Here is a 26,965-nt window from a genome sequence, read left to right as displayed (position 1 = left end):
ATTTTTTTATTTCAAAAAACATTTCCGCATACAAAACTTTGCTCTTTGTTTTGTTTCTATTCGATAGTATAATTAGCCGCAAAAAAATTAGCGGAGTTTCTTCTGAACTGGTTATCAATAATAGTTTTGTTTGGTGTACTTCAGGGTATTATTCTTTTCATTGCAGTTGGAAGATCAAAAAAAGGGAATGTCAGTGCCAACAGACTTCTTTCATATTTTATTTTGATAATCACACTAACATTGTTCGGAAGATATTTTTATACTCTTCAACCGCTCACACTGCTTAATGCCAAAATTTTATTTCTAGGTGATTTTATAATCTTCCTGCTTGGTCCGTTGTTATATTTTTACCTGTTAAAACTATTTAATGTCCAATCTGAATTTAGAATTCATACCTCCGTTCATGTTGTGCCGGCTTTTCTTTACCTGGTAATAATATTCCCGTTTCTTATTGCTGATAGGCAAACGTATATAAATTTATCCGGCGATTATGCCAACGTGTTTACAGGTATAGAAATATTCGCAATCCTTCAGAATCTGTTCTACGTTATGCTCTGCAACAGGGTATTAAACAAACATGTGAGTGAAAGCAACGGATATAATTCTATCGCGCCACAGATCAGGTTTTACCGGCTGTTACTTTTGATAACAGTTACCGGGTTAATTTTCTGGTCAGTTAGTATTGGATTCAGAATTTTTGATCCGTCAGGATCGGGTGATTATTTAGGTTATCAGCTTGTTTGGATTTCACTTTCCTGCTCAATAATTACTTTGGGTTATTACACATTATCAAATCCCGAAATACTAACTTTTGTTTCGGCATCTAAAAAATATGAATCAAAACCGACAGGCATTGAGAACATTGATGAAGTGAGTGTCAAACTTGATAATATTATGAGGGAAACAAAACCATATCTAAATCCGAAACTGACTTTAACTGAACTTTCAGAAATTAGCGGGATTAACACTCATTTATTATCAAGAATAATTAATGAAAAGCACAATAAAAATTTCTTTGCTTATGTAAATAGTTTCAGGATAGAAGAATTCAAACAGATACTTGAAAAGGAGGAAAGCAAAAATCTTACCTTGCTGGCTATTGCTTTCGAAGCCGGGTTCAATTCCAAAACCACTTTTAATACTGCATTTAAAAAACTGACAAATCAAACCCCGAGTGAATATTTTAAACTCGCGGGTAATGAAGAATAACTGAAAATCTCTCAATTATATGTTCGGTTTTATCAACCCGAACGACTCTAAACTTCTGATTGCACACTTTGCATAAAAAAAATTAATCAATCGGAGGTTGTCATGAAAAAAGTATCTTTTTCATTTTTCCTGTTCCTTTCTATGCTTGTTCCGGTTTCAGCACAGATTGTTTCAACTCTTGTTCCCGGTCCTTCCACATTTAACGATGGATTGGCGATAGATAAAGACGGTAATATTTATGCCGCGCTTTACTATGGAACCACGGTTACCAAAATTACTCCATCGGGAACAACAAGTATTTTTGCTTCAGGTTTTTCAAGTCCAAACGGAATAAAATTCGGCAGGGATGGATATTTATATGTACCGAATGCAACATCGAATAAAATAAGTAAAGTATCACCTGAAGGAGTTGTTTCGGATTTTATAACAATAAGTAATCCGGGTGAATTGTATTTTGATTCAGAGGGTTTGCTTTACGTTGCAAACTATACAAACTCAAGTATTTCTGTTATTGATACCTCAAATAACATAACATTGCTTTATTCCGGCGCGCCGTTAAACGGACCAATCGGAGTTTTAAAAGATGCAGCCGGAACTTTGTACATCGGTAATTTTACTGATGGAAAAGTTTTCAGAATAGAGAACGGGAATACTTTTGTCGAGATAGGTGATCTTCCGGGCTGGCTTGGATTTATGGTTTTGATAGGAGAAAATATTTATGCAACAGCATATCAGAATAATCGTATTTATAAAATACCAATTGATGGAAGTGGTCAATCAGTATTTGCCGGTAATGGCACTGCCGGCGGTACAGATGGAGATGTTCTATCAGCAAGTTTTAACCAGCCGAATGGAATTACGGCAACATCAACAGGCGACACTTTATATATATCAGAATATAACCCAAGACGTTTGCGGATGATAACTGGTGTGCTTAATCCAACTTCAGTTAATCATGATGAATCTGAATTAGTAAATAAATTTTCACTCGAACAGAATTACCCGAATCCATTTAATCCATCAACAAAAATAAAATTCACAGTAGGGGAGGCATATTATGCGTCCCAAGTGCATGTGTCGCTGCGAGTGTATGATGCAATCGGAAATGAAATAGCAACGTTAGTAAACGAAAGCAAACCGGCGGGTGAATATGAAATAACATTTGATGGGAATAATTTACCAAGCGGAGTTTACATATATAAGTTTGAAGCAGCAGGAGTAATTGAAACCAGGAAGATGCTAATGATTAAGTGATGTAGAATTTTTGAATTAAGTATATCGTTCTTTAATAAAATTCTAAATGACCCTGTTTATGTGAACAAATAATCTGTAAATTATACTCAGCCACAATTATTCAGAAAAAATTTACAGAGATGCGATCCGGTAATTTTTCTTTTACACTGTATTATTCCGCATTTAATAAAGTAACATTAACTTTTTTTATGCTGCTGTACATCTACGGCAGCATTCTTTTTTCCCAGCCAATTAATTTCCGGCATCTCACAATCAATGATGGTCTGTCACAGAATGCGGTGTTTGCAATTTTACAGGACAGCAAAGGTTTTATGTGGTTTGGAACCACCGACGGTTTAAACCGTTATGACGGATATTCCTTCAAAGTATTCAATCATAACCCGTTCGACACAACAACTGTTTCATCAAACAATATTTCATTTTTATTTGAAGACAGCCGCGGACTAATCTGGATCGGCACACGGGAAGCTGATGTAAGTATTTATAATCAACGTGATGGTTCGTACAATCGGATTAAATTGAATTCAGTAAAGAATAAAAATTTCAATTCAGAGATCACTTCGATTGTTGAAGACGCAGATTCAAATATCTGGATCAGCACAAACAACAACGGTTTATATAAAGTATCGCCAGTAAAAGAAAGTCGTGTTGAAAATCCACAATGGTTTTTTAAAGTAAGTAAGATAGAGTCCGGAATAGGCAGTAATAAAATTTATTCTCTTCTCGTTGATTCAAAGGGAATTTTATGGGCTGGAACGGAAAGCAATCTCTGCAAATATGATAGAACAAAAAACGCATTCATCAGATATTTTATAAATAGCAAGAATCCCTCAGCGCCGAATGATCCGAGTGATAATAGCATTCCGTCAATTTATGAAGACAGCAAAGGAAATTTTTGGCTGGGCACCTTGAGTGGTTTGGTTTTGTTTGACAGAGAAAAAGAGTCCTACAAAACTTTTCCTCATCACTTTGATGTGTACAGGTATGGATGGGGAGTTATCGGAAATATTATTGAAGACAGTCATGGAAAATTATGGCTTGGTACTGCCGCAGAACTTATGATCTTCGACACAAAAACAAAATCATACAACTACATAAGGAACGACCCCTTCGATGCAAAAAGTCTTAGTTACAATCTGGTTTCAGGTTTGTGTATGGATAAGACCGGAATTGTTTGGGTAGGAACAGCTGGCGGCGGAATAAATATTTATGATCCTAAGGCGAACAGGTTTTCAACTTATGTAAGAAAAAAAGAACCTGACTCAAGAGTGACGGGTTTCAGCATTCGTTCAATTATTGAAGACGATGAAGAAAACATCTGGATAAGCACCGAAGTATTGTACAAATGGAACCGGGCTACTGGTGAGTTTAAAAGTTTTGAAAAAAGTTCTTATGATATTGAGGCATTCGGTAACACGGGCGGGTTTTCTATGATCAATTCATCTGATGGAAAATTATGGATTTGTTCAACGGAGGGATTATTCCGGCATGACCCGCAGCAAGGAAAAATTCGTTTATATAAACACACTATTAATGACGAATCCGGCTTACCTCAAAAAAATGTAAGTGCCGTTATAGAAGACTCAAAAAAAAGAATATGGGTCACAACAGAAAGTTATTTATGCCGTTTAACAGATCAGGAAAAAGGAATATTCAAAAAATATAAACTGCAAAAAGAACATCGTGAGAGTAATGAAAACATAAGATCCGTAATTCATGAAGATTTTCAGAACAACATCTGGATCGGTACTAAGCGCGGGCTAATACATTTCAATTCAAAAAACGAATCAATGACTTTATACTCTACCGACGCATCCGATTCTCAAAGTCTTAATGAAAATAATATTAAATCAATCTGCGCTGACCCGTATGAACCAGAAAAATATTTGTGGATAGGAACGGGCGGAGGAGGGCTAAACAAACTTGATATCGAAACAAAAAAATTCACTCATTTTACGGAAGAAAATGGATTGCCCAATAATGTTGTGTATGGAATTCTAAGTGACTCAAAAGGAAATCTATGGTTAAGCACCAACAAAGGGCTCTCGCGTTTCAATATTAAAACAAAATCATTCAGAAATTTTAATGTAAGTGACGGGCTGCAAAGTAATGAATTTAATACGGGCGCGTTTTATAAAAGTAAAAAGGAGGAATTCTTCTTCGGCGGGATAAACGGACTAAATTATTTTTATCCTGATTCAATAAAAGAAAATCCGTTCAAGCCTGAAATAGTTTTAACCGGATTTAAAATCCTAAACACTTCTTCATCAAATGAAAAAGAAAATTCCATTCAGAAAAACATATCTGAAATAAAACAAATAAATTTATCGCATGACGATAATTTTATTCAACTTGAGTTTGCAGCCCTTGACTATTCGGCACCTGAAAAAAATCAATATGCTTACATACTGGAAAACTTTAACAATGAATGGATCAGGTCCGGAACAGTAAGAACAGCCACATACACAAATCTATCTCCCGGCGAATATGTTTTTCGTGTTAAAGGTTCAAACAATGATGGGGTGTGGAATGAACAGGGAATCTCGATTACTATTATTGTTACGCCGCCGTGGTGGAGCACCTGGTGGGCTTATATTTTATATGGGTTAATATTTCTTTCCGGTCTTTACGGGATAAGACAGTATGAACTGAACAGGATAAATCTTAAGAACCAGTTAAAGATTGAAAAAGTTGAAACTGATTCACTCAGAAATCTTGACCAGGTAAAATCGCATTTCTTTGCAAACATATCACACGAGTTCCGCACACCGCTTACACTTATTCTCGGACAGATTGAAAGCGTTATGTCATCTGATGTTGACACAAAAGAAAAAGGAAAACTCCAGGTTGCAAACAGGAACGCAAGACGGCTGCTTACATTGATTAACCAGCTATTGGATTTATCTAAACTCGAAGCCGGTAGTATGGAGTTAAACTCAGAACAGCACAATATAGTATCGTTCCTTAAAAGTCTTTTCTACTCATTTGAATCCATGGCTGAAGAAAAAAATATATTAATCCGTTTTGAATCGGAATGTGAAAATATACAGCTCACTTTTGACCCGGATAAGATGGAAAAAATATTTTTTAATCTTATTTCAAATGCATTCAAGTTCACACATGCAAAAGGTGAAATTAAAGTTTCATTAATCGTACGTCATGCTGAATTTATTTCAGCATCTTCCATAAAATGGGAGATCCCGAAACAAGCTCGCCTGCCGGTCGGGCAGGTTCGGGATGACAATACAAAAGATTATGTTGAAATAAGTATCAAAGATAATGGCATTGGAATACCTGCCGACAGGCTTCCGCATATCTTCGACCGATTTTACCAGGTTGATAACTCTGCCACACGTGAGCACGAAGGAACGGGAATAGGACTGGCGCTCACCAAAGAATTAGTAGAATTACATAAAGGCACAATCACAGTTAACAGTGAAGTTGGAAAAGGAACAGAGTTCATAATTACGCTTCCTGTTTGTGATACAAAAAGTAAAGAAGAAAAATCAGTTGAATTATCTTTACACAAAACTTCTGCTGAAATTACTTTAGAAGATGTTAGTCTCCCTGATTCGGTTCTGTCTCAAACAGATGATATCCAATCTCCGACAACACAAAGCCAGCAGGAGATTATTCTGATAGCCGAAGATAACACTGATGTACGTACATATATTCGCGAACAGTTAGGGGATCAATATAAAATTTGTGAAGCAATGAATGGTGAGGAAGCATTACTTATTGCTCAAAAAGAAATTCCGGATTTAATTATAACAGATGTAATGATGCCGAAGAAAGATGGATATCAACTAAGTAAAGAAATCAGGCATGATGAAAAGACCAGCCACATACCTATTATTATGCTTACGGCAAAGGCAGGGCTTGACGACAAGATTGAAGGACTTGAAACAGGCATAGACGATTATCTTACAAAGCCATTCAGTGCGAAAGAACTAAGAGTAAGAGTAAAGAATTTAATCTATCAAAGAGCCAGGCTTAGAAAAAAATTCAGCACAATTAGAGTAATCAAACCATCGGAAGTATCGACAAATTCTGTCGACAAAATATTTCTTGAAAAAGTAACAAAGACAATTGAAACTAAATTTGAAGAAGAAGAATTTGGTGTTGAAATTCTTGCTGAAGAAATTAATATGAGTGTCTCCCAGCTTACAAGAAAATTAAATGCGCTTATTGATCAGCCACCGGGGCAATTAATAAGATCATTCCGTCTTCAGCGTGCGGCAGACTTGCTTAAACAAAACGCCGGAACAGTTGCAGAAATTTGTTACAAGGTTGGCTTTAACGATCAGGCGTATTTTTCAAGGGCGTTTAAAAAGCAGTTTGGTGTATCACCGTCTGAATATAGGACATCATGATTTGTCATAGTTTTTAACTCTTAGTGTAACTAAGTGTCCTTAGTGACTTAGTGGTGAGTTTAATTCTTTTTAACCACTAAGACACTTAGAGCACTAAGAAACACTTAGAAATGTTGTAATTGACATAAAAGTCCAAACAATTGCGTGAATAGTACAAGATAACACACTCTCTTTCGCCTACTTTTGTCCCGTCATTTTTTAAAAACTAAACCATCAAAATCAACAAAGTGGATATTCTGCGAACCAAAGGCATTTATCAGACGGAAGGAAAAATATTGCTTAACTCACTAAAAACTATCCAGTGGAAAGACATAAGTGATAGCAACTTCCCAAAACTACCGGCGGGTTCTAATTTAGAGCTTTCAATTACTCTCGATGAAAATATTTTTCTGTCGGGTATTAATGGCATCGTCTGGGCAACTTACGATCCAAGACAGGCAGAAATAATTCACAACACAATTCTTGTACAAAACATTGAATCAGAACTGATAAAGATTGAAGCTGGAAATGAAAAACTCATAGCAGTCAAAATTATAAACGCAAAAGATATTAATACAGTAACGGAATTTATCTGGAGAAGCAGCAGCGGTTTAAGATTAAAACCCGACTGGAATTATCCGCCCGGAGAATCAAATAAAAGTTTTGAGTTATGGCTTAACGGAAGATGAAGAAAACAAATAGTCTATCTATTTAAAACCACACAGGAGTAACAGAATGAAAATTCGTATAACAATTTTGCTGTTCTCATTCGCTATAATATTCAGTTCGTGTACCAATGATGAAAAAACAAAACAGACAACAGAAGTATCAAAAACACATGACTATTTTCTGTTGCGTCCAGAAGCAGAAAAGACTTTTGGCTACTCACATGCTGTGCGAATTGGAAATTACCTGATTATATCGGGTGCTGTAAGTATGGATGATGCAGGGGTCCCAACCGCAGTCGGTGATCTTAAACAGCAGATGAAAAATTGTTATTCCGATCTTGAAAAAGTTTTAACTCACTACGGCTATACATTCGATGATGTGGTCGTTGAAAATATTTTCACAACCAACATGGCGGAGTTTTTAAATCAATCCGGTTACAGGAATGATATTTATAAAAAGAATTTTCCCACAGGAACATGGCTAGAAGTAAAAGGATTAGCCCTGCCGGAGTTCATGATCGAAATAGAGCTGGAAGCACACAAGTCCAAATGATATTCTAAATAGTAATTCCCCGTTCAAAAAATAATTTCACAAATCATAAAGGAGTAGTTATGAAGCGGTCACTTTCAATGTTCGTTTTGTTCTTTTCAATAATTCTCTTTTCACAGATCAGTAATGCGCAGCAATGGTCACCCGAACAAAAATCAGTTTGGGCGGGCATAGAAGAGTACTGGGCTGCAAGCGGTTCAAGTAATCCAATGTCGTTCCTGGATTATTTTGATGATTCATATCTCGGCTGGTCTTATGAAAACGAAACACCTGGCGGAAAACCAGAAGCAAAAAAATCATTAGCATACTGGTTCACTAAAGGTAAAATGCAGTATTACATAATCACACCATCCAAAATTTGGGTTAATGGAGATTTCGCCTACGCACATTACTACTATGTGCAGGTAACTGAAAGCCCTGATGGAAAACCAAATACCGAAAGAGGACGCTGGACGGATATACTCATGAAGAAAAACGGTAAGTGGATGCTGGTCGGGGATCACGGCGGCGAAATAAAAAATGATTAGTGAAAACATTTATCAGTAAACAAAATAATTTTCAAAAAAGGAGATGCGTTATGTTTTCGAAATTAAAGATCGTGTTCGCTTTTATAATGCTGATATGCATTTATTCTTCAACATCATTTGCGCAGGAACATTTTACAGAAGGAAATGTTCGAGTGGTAAGTTTTTATAGAACAAGTCCGGGACAGTTCGATGCTTATATGGAATATCTGCGCACAAATTTTTTCCCTCAACAGGAAGAAGCCGTTAAACAGGGATTAATAGTTGGTTATACAATCCTTTTGAATCAACCCGCAAACGAGGACGATTGGGATATTGCTGTTGTTAACATTTATAAAAGTTTTGGCGATGCGTATGACTACAACCAGGGCGATGAAGATAAAATGAAAGCTATAAGAGAAAAGTTTTTTAAAACTACAGATGAAGATAAAATGCGTTCAATGACTGATAAGCGATTTGCTATGCGAACTTATGTAGGCACAAAAAGTTTTCGCGAAATCAAACTTAAGCCGATGAATTAAATTTAAAATAACATCAACAAAAAAATTAAAGGAGTGAGTGCGATGAAACAATTAATTAAAATCTCAGCAGTCTTATTTTTGATTGTCCTGACCTTTGGTGAAAAAAACTTTGCTCAGAATGATGATCGCCCTTTGCTTATTACAAGTTTTAACATGGTTCCAATGAGCGAAACAGGCAAAGTAAACAAACTGGTTGATTCAATATTTGTTCCTATCCTGAAAGAACTTGTTGACGAAGGTTACATTTATAGTTTCGGACAGTTTGTGCATAACTGGGGAGATGAATGGAATCTTAACTTCTGGTATACTGCAAAAGACATGGCTTCATTCGACAAATTCTGGGATGAGTATGTAGCCCGGGGAAATAAACGTCACCCCGGCGCGTTTGCGGAAGTAGTAAAACATTTTCACGCGCACAAGGATAATATTTATACAATCCGCGGTCAGTATCCCGTTCCCCCTAAAAAATAAAAGTATAAAAGCATGGTTTACAAAGATGTCATCTGTAAAAGAGATGACATCTTTATTATTTAGAAATCTCCTACACTTTTATAAGGACTGAAATGCTTTCAATGAAATCCGGTCAGATTAATTTAAAATCGCTTCCATCATTATCTGAAAGTAGCTTTTTCAGGTACTTTACTTTTTCTGCACTTTACATTGCACAGGGAATTCCTGAAGGATTGTTGTGGTATGCCATACCGGCGTGGTTGGCTATGAATGGAAAGAGCCCTACGGAAATAGGTTCATACGTAGCCGTGATTGGTATTCCCTGGAGTTTGAAAATCATAAATGCTCCGATAATGGATAGGTTTACTTTTCTTGCTATGGGAAGAAGAAGACCATGGGTATTATTTGGCCAGGTTGGCTTAATTTTAAGTTTTTTCTCGATGTCTCTTATTGCTCACCCGCTTGATAATTTATATTTATTAATGATACTTGGCTTCATCGTTAGTTTTTTTGAAGTTACTCAGGACATTGCCGTGGACGGAATGGCAATTGATATATTACCTGTAAATCAGCAGGCCAGGGCAAATGGATTAATGTGGGGTTCAAAAACACTTGGAATTAGCGGTGCCGTTGCTACAGGCAGCTGGATAATGAGCGAGCATGGATACTTCTACGCAATAATATCGTTCTCTATAATTGTATCCTTAATAATTATCATTCCTCTTTTACTGAGGGAAAGACCGGGCGAAAAATTATTGCCGTGGACAAATGGGGAAGCTTCGAAAGTTGCGGCGAAAATTCAGCTTCATAGCTGGAAGTCTATTTTCAAAAGTCTTATTAAAGTATTTTTCCTGCCGGTAAGTTTTATGATGGGTGTTGCTGCATTCAGTTTTTCAACAGGACGCGGATTGATCGATACTGTATTGCCGGTATTTACAGTTCAGCATCTTGGATGGGCGGACACTCATTATTCTCAAATTTTTGCGACAGCAAATTTGATTTCCGGAATTCTTGGAATGATCATTGGCGGTTTTCTGATAGACTATTTCGGTAAAGTAAAAATGATCTCTATCTATCTGGTTATCTTAATTTTATTGGTCGGCTCAATGTCATTTCTCAGAGTTTATTGGCAGAGTGAAGTTTTTATAACAGCATTTATAATCTGCTTTTATACACTTGTCACATTTACTACCATTGCAATTTTTGCCTCAGCGATGCAATTATGCTGGAAGCGGATTTCAGTAACTCAGTTTACACTTTATATGGCGATATCAAATCTGGGTTTAGCTGCAGGTGCAGCAATTATGGGACAATTAAAAGGATTTCTTGATTGGGAGTTTGTGATACTTGCATATATTTTCTTTGCGGCTACAATGCTTATACTAATGAGATTCATTAACTTTGAACAACATCAGAAACGAGTAGATGAATTGGAACTCAGGTATAATGAATCCACGGAGGGTTCAATTACGGTTTCTGATCACATCAAAAACACCGCCGAAGCAGAATCGAAATAAAAAACAATTAGTTTTATTGAACACAATAATAGCTAAATGAAATCATATTGAAGAGAATAAATAATGATAAGATTCTTCAGAAATATCAGAAAAAAACTGGTATCTGAAAATAAAGTAATGGCTTATTTGCGGTACGCTATTGGGGAAATTATTCTCGTAGTAATAGGAATACTCATTGCTCTACAGATTAATAATTGGAATGAGACAAGAAAGCAAGATATTACCGAAACAGAATTTATTGAAGGTGTTAAAAATGATCTGGCACAGGATAGAAAATATATGGAATTGATATTGAATCTTATTGAACCCAAAATAGAAGCTTACAACCTGTTGAATAATTATATTGCCAACATTACTAAACCCGATAAAAATTATACCGACTCATTACTTCAAGAGTATTTTTTTGTTGGGCAACGCACCTTTTATCCCATATCCGGTTCTTTTCAGTCTGCCATAGCTGGAAATGAAATTAATACCTATAAAAATAAAGAGCTCATTCGCACTTTAATCAAATTATACAATTCAACGTATCCAAGATTAATTGATAATGCTAATATGCTCGATGATAGATGGACCCTCTTAAGTGAAAAGTATATTCATGAAAGACGAACCAAACACTTTAACAAAATGGACAACGCTCAATTATCTAAAGTATTGGATGATATTTATTTTCACCTTATACAGTTGCAGTGGTATCAAAATGTGTTAGCAAATACCATTGCAGAAATTGATGAACTATTAAAAAAAATAAATAATGAAATTCTTTAATCATATCATTTACGTTAAAAGGTTTCTATAAATGAAAGCAAAATCAATTAAAGGAAAATCACCTGAAGAAATTCAATCTTCACTATTAGAGGGTATGGCTGATGGATTTAAACCAACTCTAGCAATCGTTTTTTTATCAGTAAAACAAGACCGTGATTTGATTTGTGAAATCTTAGAAAAAAAAGATATAAAAATATTTGGCGCTACTACTGCAGGTGAATTTATAGATGGCGAGGTAGAAGGGGGCAGCACTGCAATTCTGTTGCTCGACATGAACCCCGCCTGGTTCAAAATTGAATTAATAGAAACAAGCCAGAAGACTGCCTTCGACGACGCCAGAAAGTTCGCTGCTACTGGGAAAAAGATTTTTACTAATCCTGCGTTTATAATAGCAAACAGTGGAGTTTCAATGGATGGGGAACCATTTGTTGAAGGCATTATACAAGAGTTTGAAAAATCTTCAACACCTGAAGGAAGGGAAGTAACCATATTTGGCGGGAAAGCCGGAGATGATCTGGAACTCAAATCAACATTTGTTTTTACCAATGGAAAGAGTAAAGACTCTGCACTCGTAGCGCTGATTATTGATGAAGATAAAATAGATGTGAAAGGTATAGCTACCTGCGGGTGGAAGGCTATTGGCACCACAAAAACAGTTACAAAAAGTGAAGGGAATACCGTATATACCATTGACGATAAACCAGCGCTGGATATATTGATGAATTACCTGGGTGTGGATATCAAAGAGGATGTGGAAACGGACATCACGACATTCCTGAGCTCCTGGTATTATCCACTGGAACTGGAAAGGGAAAATGCAGATCCCGTCATACGTACAGCCATGTTCGCCAACAAGGAAGATCGTTCACTGATTTGTTCCGGAAGAGTGCCTCAGGGTTCAAAAATTAAATTTTCAATGCCGCCTGATTTTGATTCCATTGGAAAAGTGGTTGCAGACTGTAAAACCATTAAAGATGACGCACAACAAGAAGCTGACGCACTTATCATGTTTTCATGTGTGAGCAGGCATTTAGCGTTTGGGATGGTAGTAAAGGATGAGATAGAGCAGGTACAAAAAATCTGGAATGCACCCATGGCTGGTTTCTTTACTTATGGTGAATATGGAAAGGCTAAAACCGGGAAAAATGAATATCACAATAATGCCTGTTGCGTGGTTGCATTAAAAGAAAAATAATTAATAAAAATAGTATTTAGTATGAAAGCAAAATCAATAAAAGGTAAATCACCGGAAGAAATTAAATCTGCACTTGCAGAAAGTATGGAAGATGGATTTAAGCCAACACTGGCTTTTGTATTCTTAACAGAAGTGAAAGAGATCGATACCATTATCGCCATGTTCGACGTGGAGAGCATAACTATCTTCGGTGCAAGTACTTCTGAAAAATTTAGTGAAGATGGAATTGACTCTGAGGCTATCGTTGTATTACTACTGGATATGAATCCTGCTGGTTTTAAGTTGGTTTTAAAAGACTACAATTCAGCTTCTGCATATAAATGCGCCAGCAAAGCGGGAGAAGAAGGCAAAAATTCTTTTGATTATCCTGCATTTATTATTTCCTCTGTTGATATAAGAATTCCAGGTGAAGAAGTGATAAAAGGTTTATTAAGTAAAGCAGGAATGGATGTTACGGTTATAGGTGGTGTGGCGGGAGAACATATAAACTTTACTGGTACCCTCTTTACCAATCAATCAAAAACTAATTCCGGATTAATAGCATTGATCTTGGATGAAGATAAAATTGATATTAAGGGAGCCGCTGTATCGGGATGGAAACCTGTTGGTACAGAAAAGAAGATCACGAAAAGCGAAGGCAACTGGGTTTTTACGATAGACAATGAACCGGCCATGGATGTGATAAAGAAATTTCTTGGAACAGAAATGCTGACAAGTAATAAATCAGACGGACTTGACAGTTATCCGTTACAGTTTCAAAGAGAAGCAAGAAAACCAATTATGCGGCCTATTGTACTATGGAATAAGGAAGACCAATCCGTGATGTTAGGCGCTCCTGTAGAAGAAGGTTCCATATTTCGATTTTCACTTCCGCCTGATCTGGAGGTAATTGATACCGTAATAGAAAGCACAAGAAGCATAAAAGAAAATGAATTACCAGATGCCGATGCTTTGCTGGTTTTTTCCTGTGTAGGCAGGCTGTCCTCATTAGGGCCTATGGTAGCTTCAGAAATAGGGGGTTTGGCTGCTACCTGGAATAAACCGATGGCTGGCTTTTTTTCTCTTGGTGAATTTGGCAAGTTGGATGATACCCGACCGGAATTCCACGGAACCACAGTAAGCTGGGTTGCATTAAAAGAAAAATAAATGAATCAAAAACTTCAAAACATTTTCGACCTTATTCAGCAATCTGAAAAACTGGATAATGAACAGAAGGAAAATCTTTTAAAAGCTGTAAAAGAAGCAGACAAAGAATTAGAGATAACAGCATTTAAACTTGAAAGAACTGAGAAGGTAAAAAAGACAACAGCAATCCTTCTTGAAGAAACAATCGAAGAACTTGAGCAGAAAAGAAAAGCTGTTGAAGAACAAAACCATGAACTTGAAATTGAAGCGGCTCTTGAGCGCGTTCGCTCAAAAGCGATGGCCATGCATAATTCCGAAAATCTTCTCGATACCATTAGTGAGTTTTTTGTTCAACTTAAAATCTTAAACATAATCCCGGTACGTTGTGGAGTTGCTCAGATGTTTGATAATCCTCCATCATGGACTGCTGCTGCAACCAATGCAACAATCCAGGGAGATTCAGTACAGTTATTGGGTAAAGTAGAATACCTGAATCACCCTGTACTTAAAGGAATTTATGATCATTGGATCAAACAGGAGAACTATTTTCCTGTTTTGCAGGGAGAGGAGATTGAGAAATACTATAAGGCACTCAGACCTCAAATCAATATTCCTGAATTTCCTGATGGGGAAATTCATCATGGTCACTATTTTAATTTTAGGGAAGGCAATATCTTCGCCTGGACAAAAGATCCACTATCCGAGGAAGAAAAATCAATCTTTGTCAGATTTTCGTCTGTTTTAAGCCTAACTTTTCGGAGATACATAGATCTTGAAAAAGCAGAGGCACAGGCAAGAGAAGCAGAAATTGAACTGGCGCTGGAAAGAGTCCGCGCAAGAACAATGGCGATGCAGAAGAGTGTTGAGCTAAAGGAAGTCATCCAGATTGTTTATGATCAATTTATTCAACTGAAAATCCATACTGAACATACAGGGTTTATTATGGATTACAAGACAAGGGATGATTATTATGGCTGGATCGCCGATAAGTTCGGAACCCCTGCACAGGTAACGATTCCTTATTTTGATTGCATCTATTATAATCGTTTTAATGAAGCAAAGAAAAATGGAATAGACTTTTTTGCCACCACACTTACCCTTGAAGAAAAAAACAAATTTTATCAGGATCTCTTTCAACATATACCAGGATTCCCTGAGGAATCAAAGAAAACCATTTTTGATGCACCCGCTTTTACAATCTCAACTGTACTGTTGGAGAATGTGGCTCTTTATATAGAAAACTTTGTCAATACTTCTTACACTGATGAAGAGAATGCCGTACTAATGCGATTTGGAAAAGTATTCCAGCAAACATACACTCGTTTCCTTGATCTTAAAAAAACTGAAGCACAAGCACGAGAAACAGAAATTGAACTAGCTTTGGAAAGGGTTCGCGCAAGAACCATGGCTATGCATAGCAGCCAGGATGTTGGAGATGCCGTTATTACACTCTATGATGAAGTTAAAAACCTAAACACAGAAGCTACTACATGCGGTATTGCCATTATTCATGACAATGGACAACTGGAAACATGGACCGTAACGGGCAGGATGGCAATTAAAGTTCCAGGTAAAAAAAGGCAATTGGACATGGGGTTTCTCGATATCTCAATGCATCCTTTTCTGACAGCTGTTGTTGATGCATCAAAAAATAATCAACCAGATTTTTCTTATAATCTGGAGGGAGAAAGCATGAAAGCTTTCTTTAAAGGTATTAATGATGCCATAAACTATTCCGGTAACTTTGATGTTGCAGATTTGCCATCTAAAATTTTCAACAAGTTTTTCTTCTTTCAAGAAGGTGCATTATTTGTTGAATCACTAGAAGAATTATCACCAGCTTCATCACAAATTTTTACACGCTTTGCATCTGTATTCGGACAAACTTATCGGCGATACCTTGATCTGCGAAAAGCTGAAGCACAGGCAAGAGAAGCAAAAATTGAGGCATCTCTTGAAAAAGTAAGAACAGTTGCTCTTACTATGAAAAGGTCTGATGAAATGTTAGACATAGCTCAGGCTTTATATGAACAACTGCTAGAGCTTGGGTTTACTAATATTAGAAATGCAATAATCGATTTACATAATGATAATAATGAGACCTTCCTGGATTACGATTACTCACATGATATGGGAAGAACAGTTACACTTATGTCGTATTACGATGATCCAATAATTGAAAAACAAGTTCGTCAAATCCAGTCAAGTAATGATGCCTTTTTTGAACTTATTCTTGAAGGACAGGAATTGCAGAATCTTATTGATATCCGTTTAAAAAATGGTGAGGAAGAAGATCCTCGTCTTCGCAAAGTTGAGCAACTAACTTACAATCTATACTCTTTCGGAAACGGCGCAATAGGAATTTCCAACTTTGGTTTGCTAAGTGAAGATCAGAAGATGGTCCTGAAAAGATTTAGAAATGTATTTGCATTTGCCTATAAGCGCTATAGTGATATGGTTCAGGCAGAAACGCAAGCAAGAGAATCACAAATTGAAGCAGCGCTGGAGAGAGTTCGTTCAAAAGCTATGGCTATGAATAGTTCTGAGGATCTCGCAGAAACTGTTGATACTTTCTTTTCAGAATTGAATAAGTTAAATATTTTACCTCATCGGTGTGGTGTGGGTATAGTGGATGGTGAAACCCGGACGGTTGATATACGTGCTACAGCATATACAAAAGAAAATATTTCAAAAAAAATTATCGGCAGTCTAAAACTTGCGGGGCATCCTGTGTTAGATGAAATATTTGAAACCTGGAAACGACAAAAGGAATATCATCCTGTTTTACGTGGTAAAGAAATTTTAGAATATTATAATGTCATGAACCCGCAAGTTGAATTTCCTGATTTCGCAGAAGATGAAGTTCAATATGGCTATTATTTTTACTTCAAGGAAGGCGGCGTCTTTGCCTGGACAGATAAAGAACTTAAAGAAGAAGATTTACAGATATTCAGGAGATATACTTCTGTTCTAAGTTTAACGTACAGACGATACATAGAACTAAAAGAAGCTGAAAAACAAGCAATTGCAGCAACAAAACAAGCTTCTCTGGATAGAGTTCGTGCAGAAATTGCCTCGATGAGAACATCAGAAGATTTAAATCGTATTACCCCTGTTATTTGGCGAGAGTTAAAAAATCTTGAAGTGCCGTTTATCCGCTGCGGTGTTTTTATTGTTGATGAAGAAAAAGAAAAAGTGCGGGTTTATTTAACAACACCCGATGGTAAATCATTGGGTGTATTGAACTTATCATTTGATGCAAATGAACTTACAACTAATACGGTTGATTACTGGAAGAAGAAAAAAGTTTATAAAGAACATTGGAATAAAGAAGAGTTTATAAATTGGACAAAGTCATTGATGAAAATAGGGCAGATACAGAATGCAGAAACATACCAGGGTTCATCAACACCTCCGGAATCTCTTGATCTGCACTTTGTACCTTTCACACAAGGTATGCTATATGTTGGCGATGTTAATCCGCTTGCAGATGAAAAACTTGGATTGGTTAAAACGTTAGCAGAGGCTTTCTCAATTGCTTATGCTCGCTATGAAGATTTTAAAAACCTTGAAGAGGCAAAAAATAAAATTGAATTGACTTTACATGAATTGAAAGCTGCACAGGCACAGCTTGTGCATTCAGAAAAAATGGCATCTCTTGGTGAGCTTACCGCAGGTATTGCCCACGAAATAAAAAACCCGCTCAACTTTGTAAATAATTTCTCAGAGGTAAGCCGCGAGCTGCTGGATGAAATTAAAACAGAATTGCAAAATAAAAATGAAAAAGAAGTCGCCGAGTTAATTGAAGACTTAAAACAAAATCTTGAAAAAATAAATCAACATGGTAAACGAGCAGACTCAATTGTGAAGGGAATGCTTCTTCATTCAAGAGGAAGTTCTGGTGAAAAAACTTTAACTGATATAAATGATTTGCTGGAACAGTACGTTGATCTAGCCTACCACGGAATGAGAGCACAGAATAAAGAATTCAACATAACCATAGAAAAAACATATGATAAATCATTAGAAAAAATAAATGTTGTGCCACAGGATATCAGCAGAGTTTTTCTGAACATTATTAATAACGCCTGTTATGCGGCATTCGATAAAAAGAAAAAAGGTTTCAACAATTTTTCACCAACACTTAAAGTTTCAACAATAAATCTTAATGGAAAAGTTGAGATAAGAATTGTTGATAACGGTAATGGAATTCCTGCAAATATCTTAGATAAAATATTCCAGCCGTTCTTTACAACAAAGCCAACAGGAGAAGGAACAGGATTGGGTTTATCCTTGAGTTATGATATTGTTACTAAAGTGCATAACGGTGAGTTGAAGGTAGAGACTAAAGAAGGCGAAGGAACAAGGTTTATTATTCACTTACCAATTGTATGAATTTCCCAAAAGTAAAATGATAGAAAAATAAGTACAATGAATTCTTCACAAATCTAAATTATGATGATTAAAATTTATTTAAGAAAACAAATTATTCTGATCATACACCTCTGTTTTTTTGCAAAGGTCATAACAGCACAAAATTATTTGGAAAGCGGTTCTCAAAATGTCACAAATTATTCCCCAAAGGAATATAACGCCATTTCACAAAACCGGGCAATTGCGCAGAGTGAAACCGGGATAATGTATTTTGGGAATTGGTCCGGTTTACTGGAGTTTGACGGTACAAAATGGAGATTATATCAATTAGATAATAAATCGGCTGTCAATTCTATAGCAATAAAAGACGGAAAATATTATGTCGGCGGAATTGGTGAATTAGGATATTTTACACCGGATTCTTTAGGTCGGTTAACATTTCATTCTCTGTTAAAATATTTGCCTGAAGACAAAAAAGAATTTTCCAATGTATGGAATATCTATATCAGCAACGATCACATTTATTTTTTAGCAAACAATTATATTTTTATATGGAATAATCAGAAAGGAAAATTTAAGATTCTTCAGAGTGATGCAGGTTTTCACATAATGTTTTCTGTTAACGGGTCTTTATATGTTCGTGAAAGAGGGAAAGGACTTTTGCGATTAACTGAAGATTCATTAACTCTTTTAAATGGAAGCGAAATATTTGCTAATGAAAGTGTATTTGTAATGCTTCCTTTTTTCGGTGAAACCGATGCAATTCTAATTGTTACCCGAACCATGGGTCTCTATAAATACGACGGCAATAATTTTACTCCTTTTAAAACAGAAGCTGATGATTTTATCAAAGAAAATTTAACTTACTCCGCGAGGGCAATACTTTCTGATGGAAATATATTATTAGGAACATTACATGGGGGTGCCATAATAATCGATAGCAGCGGTAAAGAAATCCGCAGATACAATCTTGAAAGCGGCATAATTAATAATACCGTTTATTATGCTTTTCAAGACCGGGCAGGTGCAATTTGGCTGGCAACAGATAATGGTATATCCAGAATAGACTATGCATCACCGATTACTTATTTCGATTCCAGGAACAATTTTGAAACTATACCTATTGGTATAATTCGTCATAATGAAATTCTCTATGTTGCCTCAACTAGCGGTGTTTATTATCTGCACCCTAAAACATCTGATCTGCATAAAATAAAAGAGATTAATAAACAATCATGGGGGTTTCTTGAACAAGGAAAAGATCTGCTTGTAGGAACAGATGATGGACTGTTTAAAGTTGAGGACAATAAAGCACTTCCTGTCCGGGACAGAAGATCAAATGGATACCAGATCACAGTAATTAAACAATCTAAAATCAATTCAGACAGAATTTTTCTTGGCACAGTTGATGGATTATATACAAAATTAAAAAGTGGTAACCAGTGGATAGATGAGGCTCAGATTCTAAAACTAGACGATCAAAAAAATTCAATCATGGAAGAAGCTGACGGTAGCCTATGGATTGGGACAGTTGCTTCAGGCATTTTCAGAATTGTTTTTTTAAAGGATAGGGAAGGTAATACTCTTTTAGATACACCGCTTGTTGAACATTTTAATGAAAGTAACGGGCTGCAAAGCGGGCAAATATCGGTTGATAAAATTAATGGGGTAAATTATTTCTTTTCATTAGACAGCATCTTCAAATTTGATGCAAGTAAGAAAATATTTTTTTCTGATACTTCAGATAAAATCATCTCTGATTTCTATAATCTTTCTAATAATCAAAGTGTCCTCTTTTTCGGGCAAGATAGTTTAGAAAGACTTTGGTTGATTACAAAAGGGAGAGTTGCAATGGGCACATTTCAAAAGGATAGCTCTTATAAATGGGTAACAGCTCCTTTTAATAGTTTTGCTGATGAAGAAATATATGGTTTATATGCTGAGAAAGATGGAAAAGTATGGTTCTGCACAAGTACGGGTATTATTAAATATGATTTCGGGAAGAAACAATTAGGCAGCATAGATTATGCATCACTTGTACGCAAAGTTGAAATAGGTGAAGATTCAACCATATACTTCGGTGGAAAGGTAGTAAACCCGGTTATGCCGGAGATAACATTTGAGAACAATTCAGTTAAGTTCTGGTATTCTGCAGCAAGCTACGAAGGAAGGAACATAAATAATTTTAAAACATTCTTAGAAGGCTTTGATGATGACTGGTCTCAATACTCAACAGAAACAAAGAAAGAATATACAAACCTTCCCCCCGGTAAATATACATTTAAAGTAGCGGCATTAAATATTCTCGATAATGAAAGTAGTACGGGAACCTATTCATTCGAGATACTTCCACCGTGGTACAGAACATGGTTGGCTTATTCTTTTTATATATTGATTTTTGGTTTTGGTGTATACATAACAGACCGCACGCAGAGAAACCGATTAATCAGGAAAGAACGCCTGCGTGCCGAGTATGAACGAAAAGAAGAACAGCTAAAGCACGCTAAAGAAATCGAAAAAGCATACAAAGAGCTTAAAGACACACAGGCACAACTCATTCATTCAGAAAAAATGGCATCACTTGGAGAACTAACTGCCGGCATTGCACACGAAATTAAAAACCCGCTTAACTTTGTTAATAATTTTTCAGAAATCAGCCGCGAACTGCTTGATGAAATAAGAACAGGATTGAGGAATAAAAATGAAGAAGAAGTTATTGAGTTAATAGAAAATTTAAAACAGAATCTCGAAAAAATTAATCAGCATGGTAAACGTGCAGATTCAATAGTAAAAGGAATGCTTCTTCATTCACGAGGATCATCCGGGGAAAAAACTTTAACTGATATAAATGACTTGCTCGATCAGTATGTAAATCTCGCTTATCACGGAATGAGAGCAGCGAATAAAGATTTTAATATTACTATTGAAAAAAATTACGATGAATCTATCGAAAAGATAAATGTCATACCCCAGGATATCAGCAGAGTATTTTTAAATATAATTAACAATGCCTGCTATGCGGCTTATGATAAACAGAAAAAAGCCGGAAATGATTTCTCTCCAATATTAAAGGTCTCAACAAAAAATTTGCATAGAAAAGTTGAGGTCCGGATTAAAGACAACGGAATGGGAATACCTGATAAAATAAAAGATAAATTATTTAATCCGTTTTTTACAACAAAACCAACAGGTGAAGGAACCGGGCTGGGTTTATCCCTGAGTTATGACATAGTAGTAAAACAACATTCAGGTGATATAAGATTTGAGACCGAGGAGAATAAATACACTGAGTTTATCATTACCCTTCCAAATAATTTATAGGGATAAGCAGGTAATCCGGATTACTGTTTCTAATAAAGCGTGATAAGTCATTTGCATTTTTAATTGTGCTTATAATTTTGTGTTAAGGAGTTTTAAAAATGAAGTTGTTAGTAGTGGATGATGAAAGTGACGTTCAGTTTTTGTTTCAACAAAAATTCAGGAAAGAAATAAAATCCGGTGAGATTCAAATCAAATATGCGCTCAATGGTTCATCTGCTCTTGAATTAATTGATTCAATCGAAAACAAGACCGACTATTTAGTTTTAACTGATATTAATATGCCGGAGATGAACGGAATTGAGCTGCTTGAAAAAATTAAAGCCAGGTATCCGGAATTAAGAGTTTTTATGATAACTGCTTACGGTGATGAACAAAATTATAATGCTGCCAAGAACCTTGGTGCAGATGATTATTTTACAAAACCTCTTCAATTTGATCTTTTAAGGGAAAGACTAAATAATCCCGGGGCAATTTAAGGAAATAAGAAAATGCAATTAGCAAAAATTTTAGTCGTTGATGACGAGCCGGATCTTGAATTTCTAATCCTCCAAAAGTTCAGGACAAAGATAAAAACCGGTGAGTATGAATTTCTTTTTGCGAAAGACGGAGCCGAAGCTTTAGACACAATTCGCAAAAATGATTCTGTAAATCTTATACTGACAGATATTAATATGCCGGTTATGGATGGACTTACACTGCTTTCAAAGATTAATGAACTGAATAATAAAATGCTGCGTTCAGTAATTGTTTCTGCTTATGGTGATATGGAAAACATCAGAACTGCGATGAACCGCGGGGCATATGATTTTATTACTAAGCCAATAGATCTAAAAGACCTTGAGATTACCATAGAAAAATCATTGAAGGAAATTGAATTATATAAACAGGCTCTTGCAAGTCATAATAAACTGGTTGCGCTTCAGCAGGAACTTGATATTGCTAATGTGATTCAAACGTCAATACTTCCTAAAACATTTCCTCCGTTTCCTGAACGGAAAGAATTTGATATTTATGCAAAAATGATACCCGCTAAAGAAGTAGGCGGTGATCTGTATGACTTCTTAATGATTGATAAATACAGACTTGGAGTTGTAATAGGAGATGTATCCGGAAAAGGAATTGCGGCGGCTCTCTTAATGGCAGTTTGTAAAACATTGCTGAAATCAACGGCCTGCAAAGGAATACCTGCGGACAGTGTTTTGTCTGAAGTAAATAATATTCTTGTTGAGGAAAGTCCAAGCAATATGTTTGTTACTGTTTTTTATGGAGTACTTGACACCCGCAGCGGTGCTTTTGAATATTGTAATGGCGGACATAATTCTCCTTATCATCTTTTAAACGATGGATCAATAAAACAAATTCCTGATGTGGGCGGATTGCTATTGGGCGCTATGAAAGATGTTGAGTATCAATCAAATGTTATTATGATGAAACCGGGTGAGAGTTTATTCTTCTATACCGACGGTGTAACAGAAGCGTTCAATAAAAAGAATGAAGAATTTGGGGAAATCAGGTTGTCACAGATGATTCAAAATAAAAATAATTACAACGCCAACGAACTTATTAATCATGTTTTTCAGAGTGTTCAGTCATTTGCTGATGGCGTTGAACAGTCTGATGACGTTACAACGATGGCGCTAAAGTATTTGAAGCAGTGAATTAGAGAAAAGTCAGCACTTATCTTCAGGTTGGCTAAAATAATTTTAGAATCACACCATCTGTAATTCCCGATTTTATCCATTTGTGAATGCGGATTCTTTTTTTAGTTTTGTACTTAACTGATTCCCTATCACTTCTTCTGCAATAATATTTTAAAAGAAAGGACGAAGTATGAAGTACTTATCGACAATCATTTTATCATTTATGTTTTTAGCCGGCTGCGCTCAAAAGGAAGACGGTCCGTCAATAACAACAAAAGACGTCACTTACTCATCAAACGGAACAACATTAAAAGGGTACGTTGCCTATGATGAAAATGTAAAAGGAAAAAGACCCGGAGTAATTGTTGTGCACGAGTGGTGGGGTAACAATGATTACGCAAAAATGAGGGCAAGGAAATTAGCAGAACTTGGATACACCGCTTTAGCAATTGATATGTATGGTGACGGAAAAACGGTTGATAACCCGACTGACGCGGGTGCGCTTGCAGGGGGCGTTATGCAAAATCCCGAAGAGGCAACAGCAAGATTTAATGCAGCAATAAAACTACTTAAAGAACAACAGCAAACTAATCCAGATAAAGTTGCGGCAATAGGTTATTGTTTTGGCGGTGGAGTTGTGCTTCACATGGCTGTCGGCGGTGCTGATCTGAATGGTGTTGTAAGTTTTCATGGAAGTCTGCCGACGGATTCAATTCCCGATCCTTCTGTTGTTAAAGCAAAAATGTTAGTGTGCAATGGTGAAGCGGATGGTTTTATCCCTAAAGAACAGATCACCGCTTTTGAAAAAGCAATGAATGATGCAGGATTAAAGTACGAGTTTATTAATTATCCTGATGGTCTTCATGCTTTTACAAATCCCGCAGCTGATAGTGTTGGTAAAAAATTCAATATCCCAATTGCGTACAATAAAGCTGCTGATGAGAAAAGCTGGGACGATATGAAAAAGTTTTTTAAAGAGTTGTTTATGTAAGAGAGATAAAGAGTAAGATTAAGAGAAAGCAGTTTTTATTGAACTGCTTTCTCTTTATAGTAAAGCAAAATCAACAGCCGCGTTTGCGTGTAACTGAAGAGTATTAAACACAGGCACTTCAAAATCTTTTTGGCTGATGATCAACGGGATTTCTGTACAGCCAAGAACAACTCCTTCTGCACCTTGAGATAATAAATTATTAATGATTTCTAAAAATCTGTTTTTAGTTTCAACACGGAAATCCTCTTTCAGCAATTCATTCATAATAGCTGAATGAATAAAATTAATCTCTTCAGAAGATGGAACAAGAGATTTTATTGCCGAATTACTTAACCGGGTTTTATAAAAATCCATTTCCATTGTCCATTTAGTTCCCAGCAAAGCAATTGTTGAAATGTTATGTCGTTTTATTTCTGTCGCCGTAGCATCACCAATATGAATTAATGGGACAGAAATATTTTCAATAAGTTTTTCAGCATGCATATGAAGTGTATTTGCGCAAAGCAAAATACATTCAGCCCCGACTTGCTGCAGTTTATTGGCAGACTCTATTAATAATCTTAAAATGCCTTCGTGGTTTTCTGCCTTATTTAGCTTATCAATATCACCATAGTTATATGAATCAAGAATTATCCTCGCCGAACTTAGTCCACCTAATTTTTTATTTATGCCGAGATTCAACTCACGGTAATATTCAATTGTTGATAACCAGCCTGTTCCACCGATAAGTCCGATAGTTTTCATGATACTCCGTTGGTTTACTTTACAATCTATAAAAAATATTATTTCGTTGTCAGTAAAATAAGTATTCAGTAAGTTAATCCTACCTCATCGAAAAAATGGAGACATAATGAGAACATCTTCACAGTTTTTTTTCTTTATTCTTTTCTTTACCACTTTAATTTGTGCGCAAACCCAGCTAACACCGGAAGAATCTTTACAAAAAAATCTTGATGAAAACGGAAACATAGCCGGACCAATTTCTACAGAAAACAATTATTCGATACTGAGTCTTAATTGGAACAGCATTACAAATGCGATGCAGCCATTTGGTCGTTCAATCGGCGGACAAATCGGGAATTATGTTTATGTTTTTACGGGACAGAATGCCGGGCTGCTGGCAATGGCTTATGATCTTAATACAAATTCATGGGACAGTTCAACTGTTTGTCTTGACCCCGGATATAACAGTGGATTTTGCGTTGCTGATGGAGAACTTTATAAAATTTCCGGAACCGCGGCAGCAACTACTTTCGAAAAATTTTCACCTGATGGAAACGGAACAGGTATCTGGAGAGTGCTTGTCAATCCATCTGCAAATATAATGGAAGCACAAAACGCAATTGCCTGGGGCGGAGGTGATTACATCTATGCGCACTGTTCCAATTACAGTACTACCGCGCCGGCATCATACCTTGAGCGATACAGTATATCAACTGATACGTGGAGTGTCCTGGCACCATCACCAATAATTAAAAGATACGGTGGGTTAACATATCATAACGGTTTTTTATATCTCGTTGGCGGACTCGTCCCCGACGGACAGGATCAAACTGCTTGTATGAAATATGAAATTGCTACAAATACATGGAGCCCGATAGCTTCCCTTCCCGAACCTGTAAGTTTCTGCAAGTGGACAACAACAACAGTTAATAATTATATAGTGCTGGTTGGTTCCGGCGGTGGTTATACAACCTATCCATCGAACCCGAAAGTTTTTTATTATGATCCTTCAAATAACACATGGACTTATGACGGCGATGTTGCTTCTGAAAGAGGATTGGCGCTATCTTTTTATATGCCATCACAAGGCAAAATATTTTTTGGCGGTGGAAATATGGGCGGGTCATCAACGAATTACCAGGCAACTTGCTGGACGGGAGACGGCGGATTTATTCCGGTTGAATTAATTTCATTCAATGCTTCGGTAAATGATAATACTGTACTTTTAAATTGGGCAACAGCTTCCGAGAGAAATAATTCACATTTTGAAATTCAGAGAAGTGATGATGGAACCGGCTATAAAACTATCGGAACAGTAAAGGGAGCCGGTAATACTACGGAAACAAAATATTATTCTTTCATTGATAATAAGCTATCAACAGGAAAACAATATTATCGATTGAAACAAATTGATTTCGACGGCACTTTCCATTTCTCCAACGTTGTGGAGGTTGAAATTAATTTATTATTTAATTTTGATTTGGGACAAAACTACCCGAATCCATTTAACCCATCAACCAAAATAATATTTATGATTCCTTCAAACATCAGCGGCGAAATATCGAATGTCAAACTTACGGTTTATGATATTCTGGGAAATATTGTAACTACATTAGTTGATGATCAAAAACCGGAAGGTATTTATGAAGTTGAATTCGAAGCCTCAAATCTTTCATCGGGGACTTACGTTTATAAGTTGCAAGCAGGAGAATTCACACAGACAAGAAAAATGCTTTTGATTAAATGACAGATCTTTGTATAACTTAATCAAAATTACATTTGA

At 36.2% G+C, this 26,965-nt stretch carries 19 protein-coding genes; 18 read left to right on the top strand and 1 reads right to left on the bottom strand.

The window, feature by feature from the left end:
* Positions 1-126: 126 nt before the first annotated feature.
* From IPM56_17320 to IPM56_17240, 17 genes are all read left to right on the top strand, one after another.
* Positions 127-1,209, top strand: a complete 1,083-nt coding sequence (locus tag IPM56_17320) for an AraC family transcriptional regulator (protein QQS35975.1) — start codon at positions 127-129, stop codon at positions 1,207-1,209.
* Positions 1,210-1,311: 102 nt separating this feature from the next.
* Positions 1,312-2,463: a T9SS type A sorting domain-containing protein gene (locus IPM56_17315; protein QQS35974.1), complete on the top strand. Its 1,152-nt coding sequence runs from the start codon at positions 1,312-1,314 to the stop codon at positions 2,461-2,463.
* A gap of 119 nt (positions 2,464-2,582) precedes the next feature.
* Complete coding sequence (locus IPM56_17310; GenBank protein QQS35973.1) at positions 2,583-6,836, top strand: response regulator; 4,254 nt, start codon at positions 2,583-2,585, stop codon at positions 6,834-6,836.
* A gap of 275 nt (positions 6,837-7,111) precedes the next feature.
* Positions 7,112-7,504 (top strand): hypothetical protein, encoded by a 393-nt coding sequence (locus IPM56_17305; GenBank protein QQS35972.1) that lies wholly within the window; start codon positions 7,112-7,114, stop codon positions 7,502-7,504.
* 46 nt (positions 7,505-7,550) lie between these two features.
* Complete coding sequence (locus IPM56_17300; GenBank protein QQS35971.1) at positions 7,551-8,036, top strand: RidA family protein; 486 nt, start codon at positions 7,551-7,553, stop codon at positions 8,034-8,036.
* A gap of 59 nt (positions 8,037-8,095) precedes the next feature.
* Positions 8,096-8,560, top strand: a complete 465-nt coding sequence (locus IPM56_17295; GenBank protein QQS35970.1) for a nuclear transport factor 2 family protein — start codon at positions 8,096-8,098, stop codon at positions 8,558-8,560.
* A 50-nt stretch (positions 8,561-8,610) separates the two neighbouring features.
* Positions 8,611-9,078, top strand: coding sequence for a hypothetical protein (locus IPM56_17290; GenBank protein QQS35969.1), 468 nt, complete (start codon positions 8,611-8,613; stop codon positions 9,076-9,078).
* Positions 9,079-9,120: 42 nt separating this feature from the next.
* Complete coding sequence (locus tag IPM56_17285) at positions 9,121-9,549, top strand: hypothetical protein (protein QQS35968.1); 429 nt, start codon at positions 9,121-9,123, stop codon at positions 9,547-9,549.
* A gap of 92 nt (positions 9,550-9,641) precedes the next feature.
* On the top strand, positions 9,642-11,045 hold the full coding sequence (locus IPM56_17280; GenBank protein QQS35967.1) for an MFS transporter: 1,404 nt from the start codon (positions 9,642-9,644) through the stop codon (positions 11,043-11,045).
* 63 nt (positions 11,046-11,108) lie between these two features.
* Positions 11,109-11,813 (top strand): hypothetical protein, encoded by a 705-nt coding sequence (locus IPM56_17275; protein ID QQS35966.1) that lies wholly within the window; start codon positions 11,109-11,111, stop codon positions 11,811-11,813.
* 31 nt (positions 11,814-11,844) lie between these two features.
* On the top strand, positions 11,845-13,008 hold the full coding sequence (locus tag IPM56_17270) for an FIST C-terminal domain-containing protein (protein ID QQS35965.1): 1,164 nt from the start codon (positions 11,845-11,847) through the stop codon (positions 13,006-13,008).
* Between the two features lie 21 nt (positions 13,009-13,029).
* Positions 13,030-14,154 carry an FIST C-terminal domain-containing protein gene (locus IPM56_17265; GenBank protein QQS35964.1) on the top strand — a complete coding sequence of 375 codons (1,125 nt, stop codon included), beginning with the start codon at positions 13,030-13,032 and terminating at the stop codon, positions 14,152-14,154.
* 2,433 nt (positions 14,155-16,587) lie between these two features.
* Entirely contained in the window at positions 16,588-18,528 is a 1,941-nt protein-coding gene (locus IPM56_17260; GenBank protein QQS38345.1) for a HAMP domain-containing histidine kinase, read from the top strand.
* Positions 18,529-18,675: 147 nt separating this feature from the next.
* Positions 18,676-21,828, top strand: a complete 3,153-nt coding sequence (locus IPM56_17255) for a GHKL domain-containing protein (GenBank protein QQS35963.1) — start codon at positions 18,676-18,678, stop codon at positions 21,826-21,828.
* 98 nt (positions 21,829-21,926) lie between these two features.
* Positions 21,927-22,304 carry a response regulator gene (locus IPM56_17250; protein ID QQS35962.1) on the top strand — a complete coding sequence of 126 codons (378 nt, stop codon included), beginning with the start codon at positions 21,927-21,929 and terminating at the stop codon, positions 22,302-22,304.
* A gap of 12 nt (positions 22,305-22,316) precedes the next feature.
* Positions 22,317-23,486, top strand: coding sequence for a SpoIIE family protein phosphatase (locus IPM56_17245; protein QQS35961.1), 1,170 nt, complete (start codon positions 22,317-22,319; stop codon positions 23,484-23,486).
* A gap of 172 nt (positions 23,487-23,658) precedes the next feature.
* A complete protein-coding gene (locus tag IPM56_17240) occupies positions 23,659-24,459 on the top strand; it encodes a dienelactone hydrolase family protein (protein ID QQS35960.1) in 801 nt (266 codons plus the stop codon).
* 54 nt (positions 24,460-24,513) lie between these two features.
* On the opposite strand, the gene IPM56_17235 is transcribed toward IPM56_17240, so the two are convergent.
* Positions 24,514-25,203 carry an amino acid racemase gene (locus IPM56_17235; GenBank protein ID QQS35959.1) on the bottom strand — a complete coding sequence of 230 codons (690 nt, stop codon included), beginning with the start codon at positions 25,201-25,203 and terminating at the stop codon, positions 24,514-24,516.
* A 106-nt stretch (positions 25,204-25,309) separates the two neighbouring features.
* On the opposite strand from IPM56_17235, the gene IPM56_17230 reads away from it, so the two are divergent.
* A complete protein-coding gene (locus IPM56_17230; GenBank protein ID QQS35958.1) occupies positions 25,310-26,929 on the top strand; it encodes a T9SS type A sorting domain-containing protein in 1,620 nt (539 codons plus the stop codon).
* Positions 26,930-26,965: the final 36 nt, after the last annotated feature.

Source organism: Ignavibacteriales bacterium (genome assembly GCA_016700155.1).
Lineage (GTDB): Bacteria > Bacteroidota > Ignavibacteria > Ignavibacteriales > Ignavibacteriaceae.
The sequence above is the reverse complement of the archived record's forward strand: the minus strand, read 5'-3'. Positions and strand labels throughout refer to the sequence as shown.

Excerpts from the sequence above, each read along its gene's own strand:
- IPM56_17315 (QQS35974.1), top strand. The coding sequence starts at position 1,312 with ATGAAAAAAGTATCTTTTTCATTTTTCCTGTTCCTTTCTATGCTTGTT.
- IPM56_17310 (QQS35973.1), top strand. The coding sequence starts at position 2,583 with ATGCGATCCGGTAATTTTTCTTTTACACTGTATTATTCCGCATTTAAT.
- IPM56_17300 (QQS35971.1), top strand. The coding sequence starts at position 7,551 with ATGAAAATTCGTATAACAATTTTGCTGTTCTCATTCGCTATAATATTC.
- IPM56_17295 (QQS35970.1), top strand. The coding sequence starts at position 8,096 with ATGAAGCGGTCACTTTCAATGTTCGTTTTGTTCTTTTCAATAATTCTC.
- IPM56_17290 (QQS35969.1), top strand. The coding sequence starts at position 8,611 with ATGTTTTCGAAATTAAAGATCGTGTTCGCTTTTATAATGCTGATATGC.
- IPM56_17285 (QQS35968.1), top strand. The coding sequence starts at position 9,121 with ATGAAACAATTAATTAAAATCTCAGCAGTCTTATTTTTGATTGTCCTG.
- IPM56_17280 (QQS35967.1), top strand. The coding sequence starts at position 9,642 with ATGCTTTCAATGAAATCCGGTCAGATTAATTTAAAATCGCTTCCATCA.
- IPM56_17275 (QQS35966.1), top strand. The coding sequence starts at position 11,109 with ATGATAAGATTCTTCAGAAATATCAGAAAAAAACTGGTATCTGAAAAT.
- IPM56_17270 (QQS35965.1), top strand. The coding sequence starts at position 11,845 with ATGAAAGCAAAATCAATTAAAGGAAAATCACCTGAAGAAATTCAATCT.
- IPM56_17265 (QQS35964.1), top strand. The coding sequence starts at position 13,030 with ATGAAAGCAAAATCAATAAAAGGTAAATCACCGGAAGAAATTAAATCT.
- IPM56_17260 (QQS38345.1), top strand. The coding sequence starts at position 16,588 with ATGGTTCAGGCAGAAACGCAAGCAAGAGAATCACAAATTGAAGCAGCG.
- IPM56_17250 (QQS35962.1), top strand. The coding sequence starts at position 21,927 with ATGAAGTTGTTAGTAGTGGATGATGAAAGTGACGTTCAGTTTTTGTTT.
- IPM56_17245 (QQS35961.1), top strand. The coding sequence starts at position 22,317 with ATGCAATTAGCAAAAATTTTAGTCGTTGATGACGAGCCGGATCTTGAA.
- IPM56_17240 (QQS35960.1), top strand. The coding sequence starts at position 23,659 with ATGAAGTACTTATCGACAATCATTTTATCATTTATGTTTTTAGCCGGC.
- IPM56_17235 (QQS35959.1), bottom strand. The coding sequence starts at position 25,203 with ATGAAAACTATCGGACTTATCGGTGGAACAGGCTGGTTATCAACAATT.
- IPM56_17230 (QQS35958.1), top strand. The coding sequence starts at position 25,310 with ATGAGAACATCTTCACAGTTTTTTTTCTTTATTCTTTTCTTTACCACT.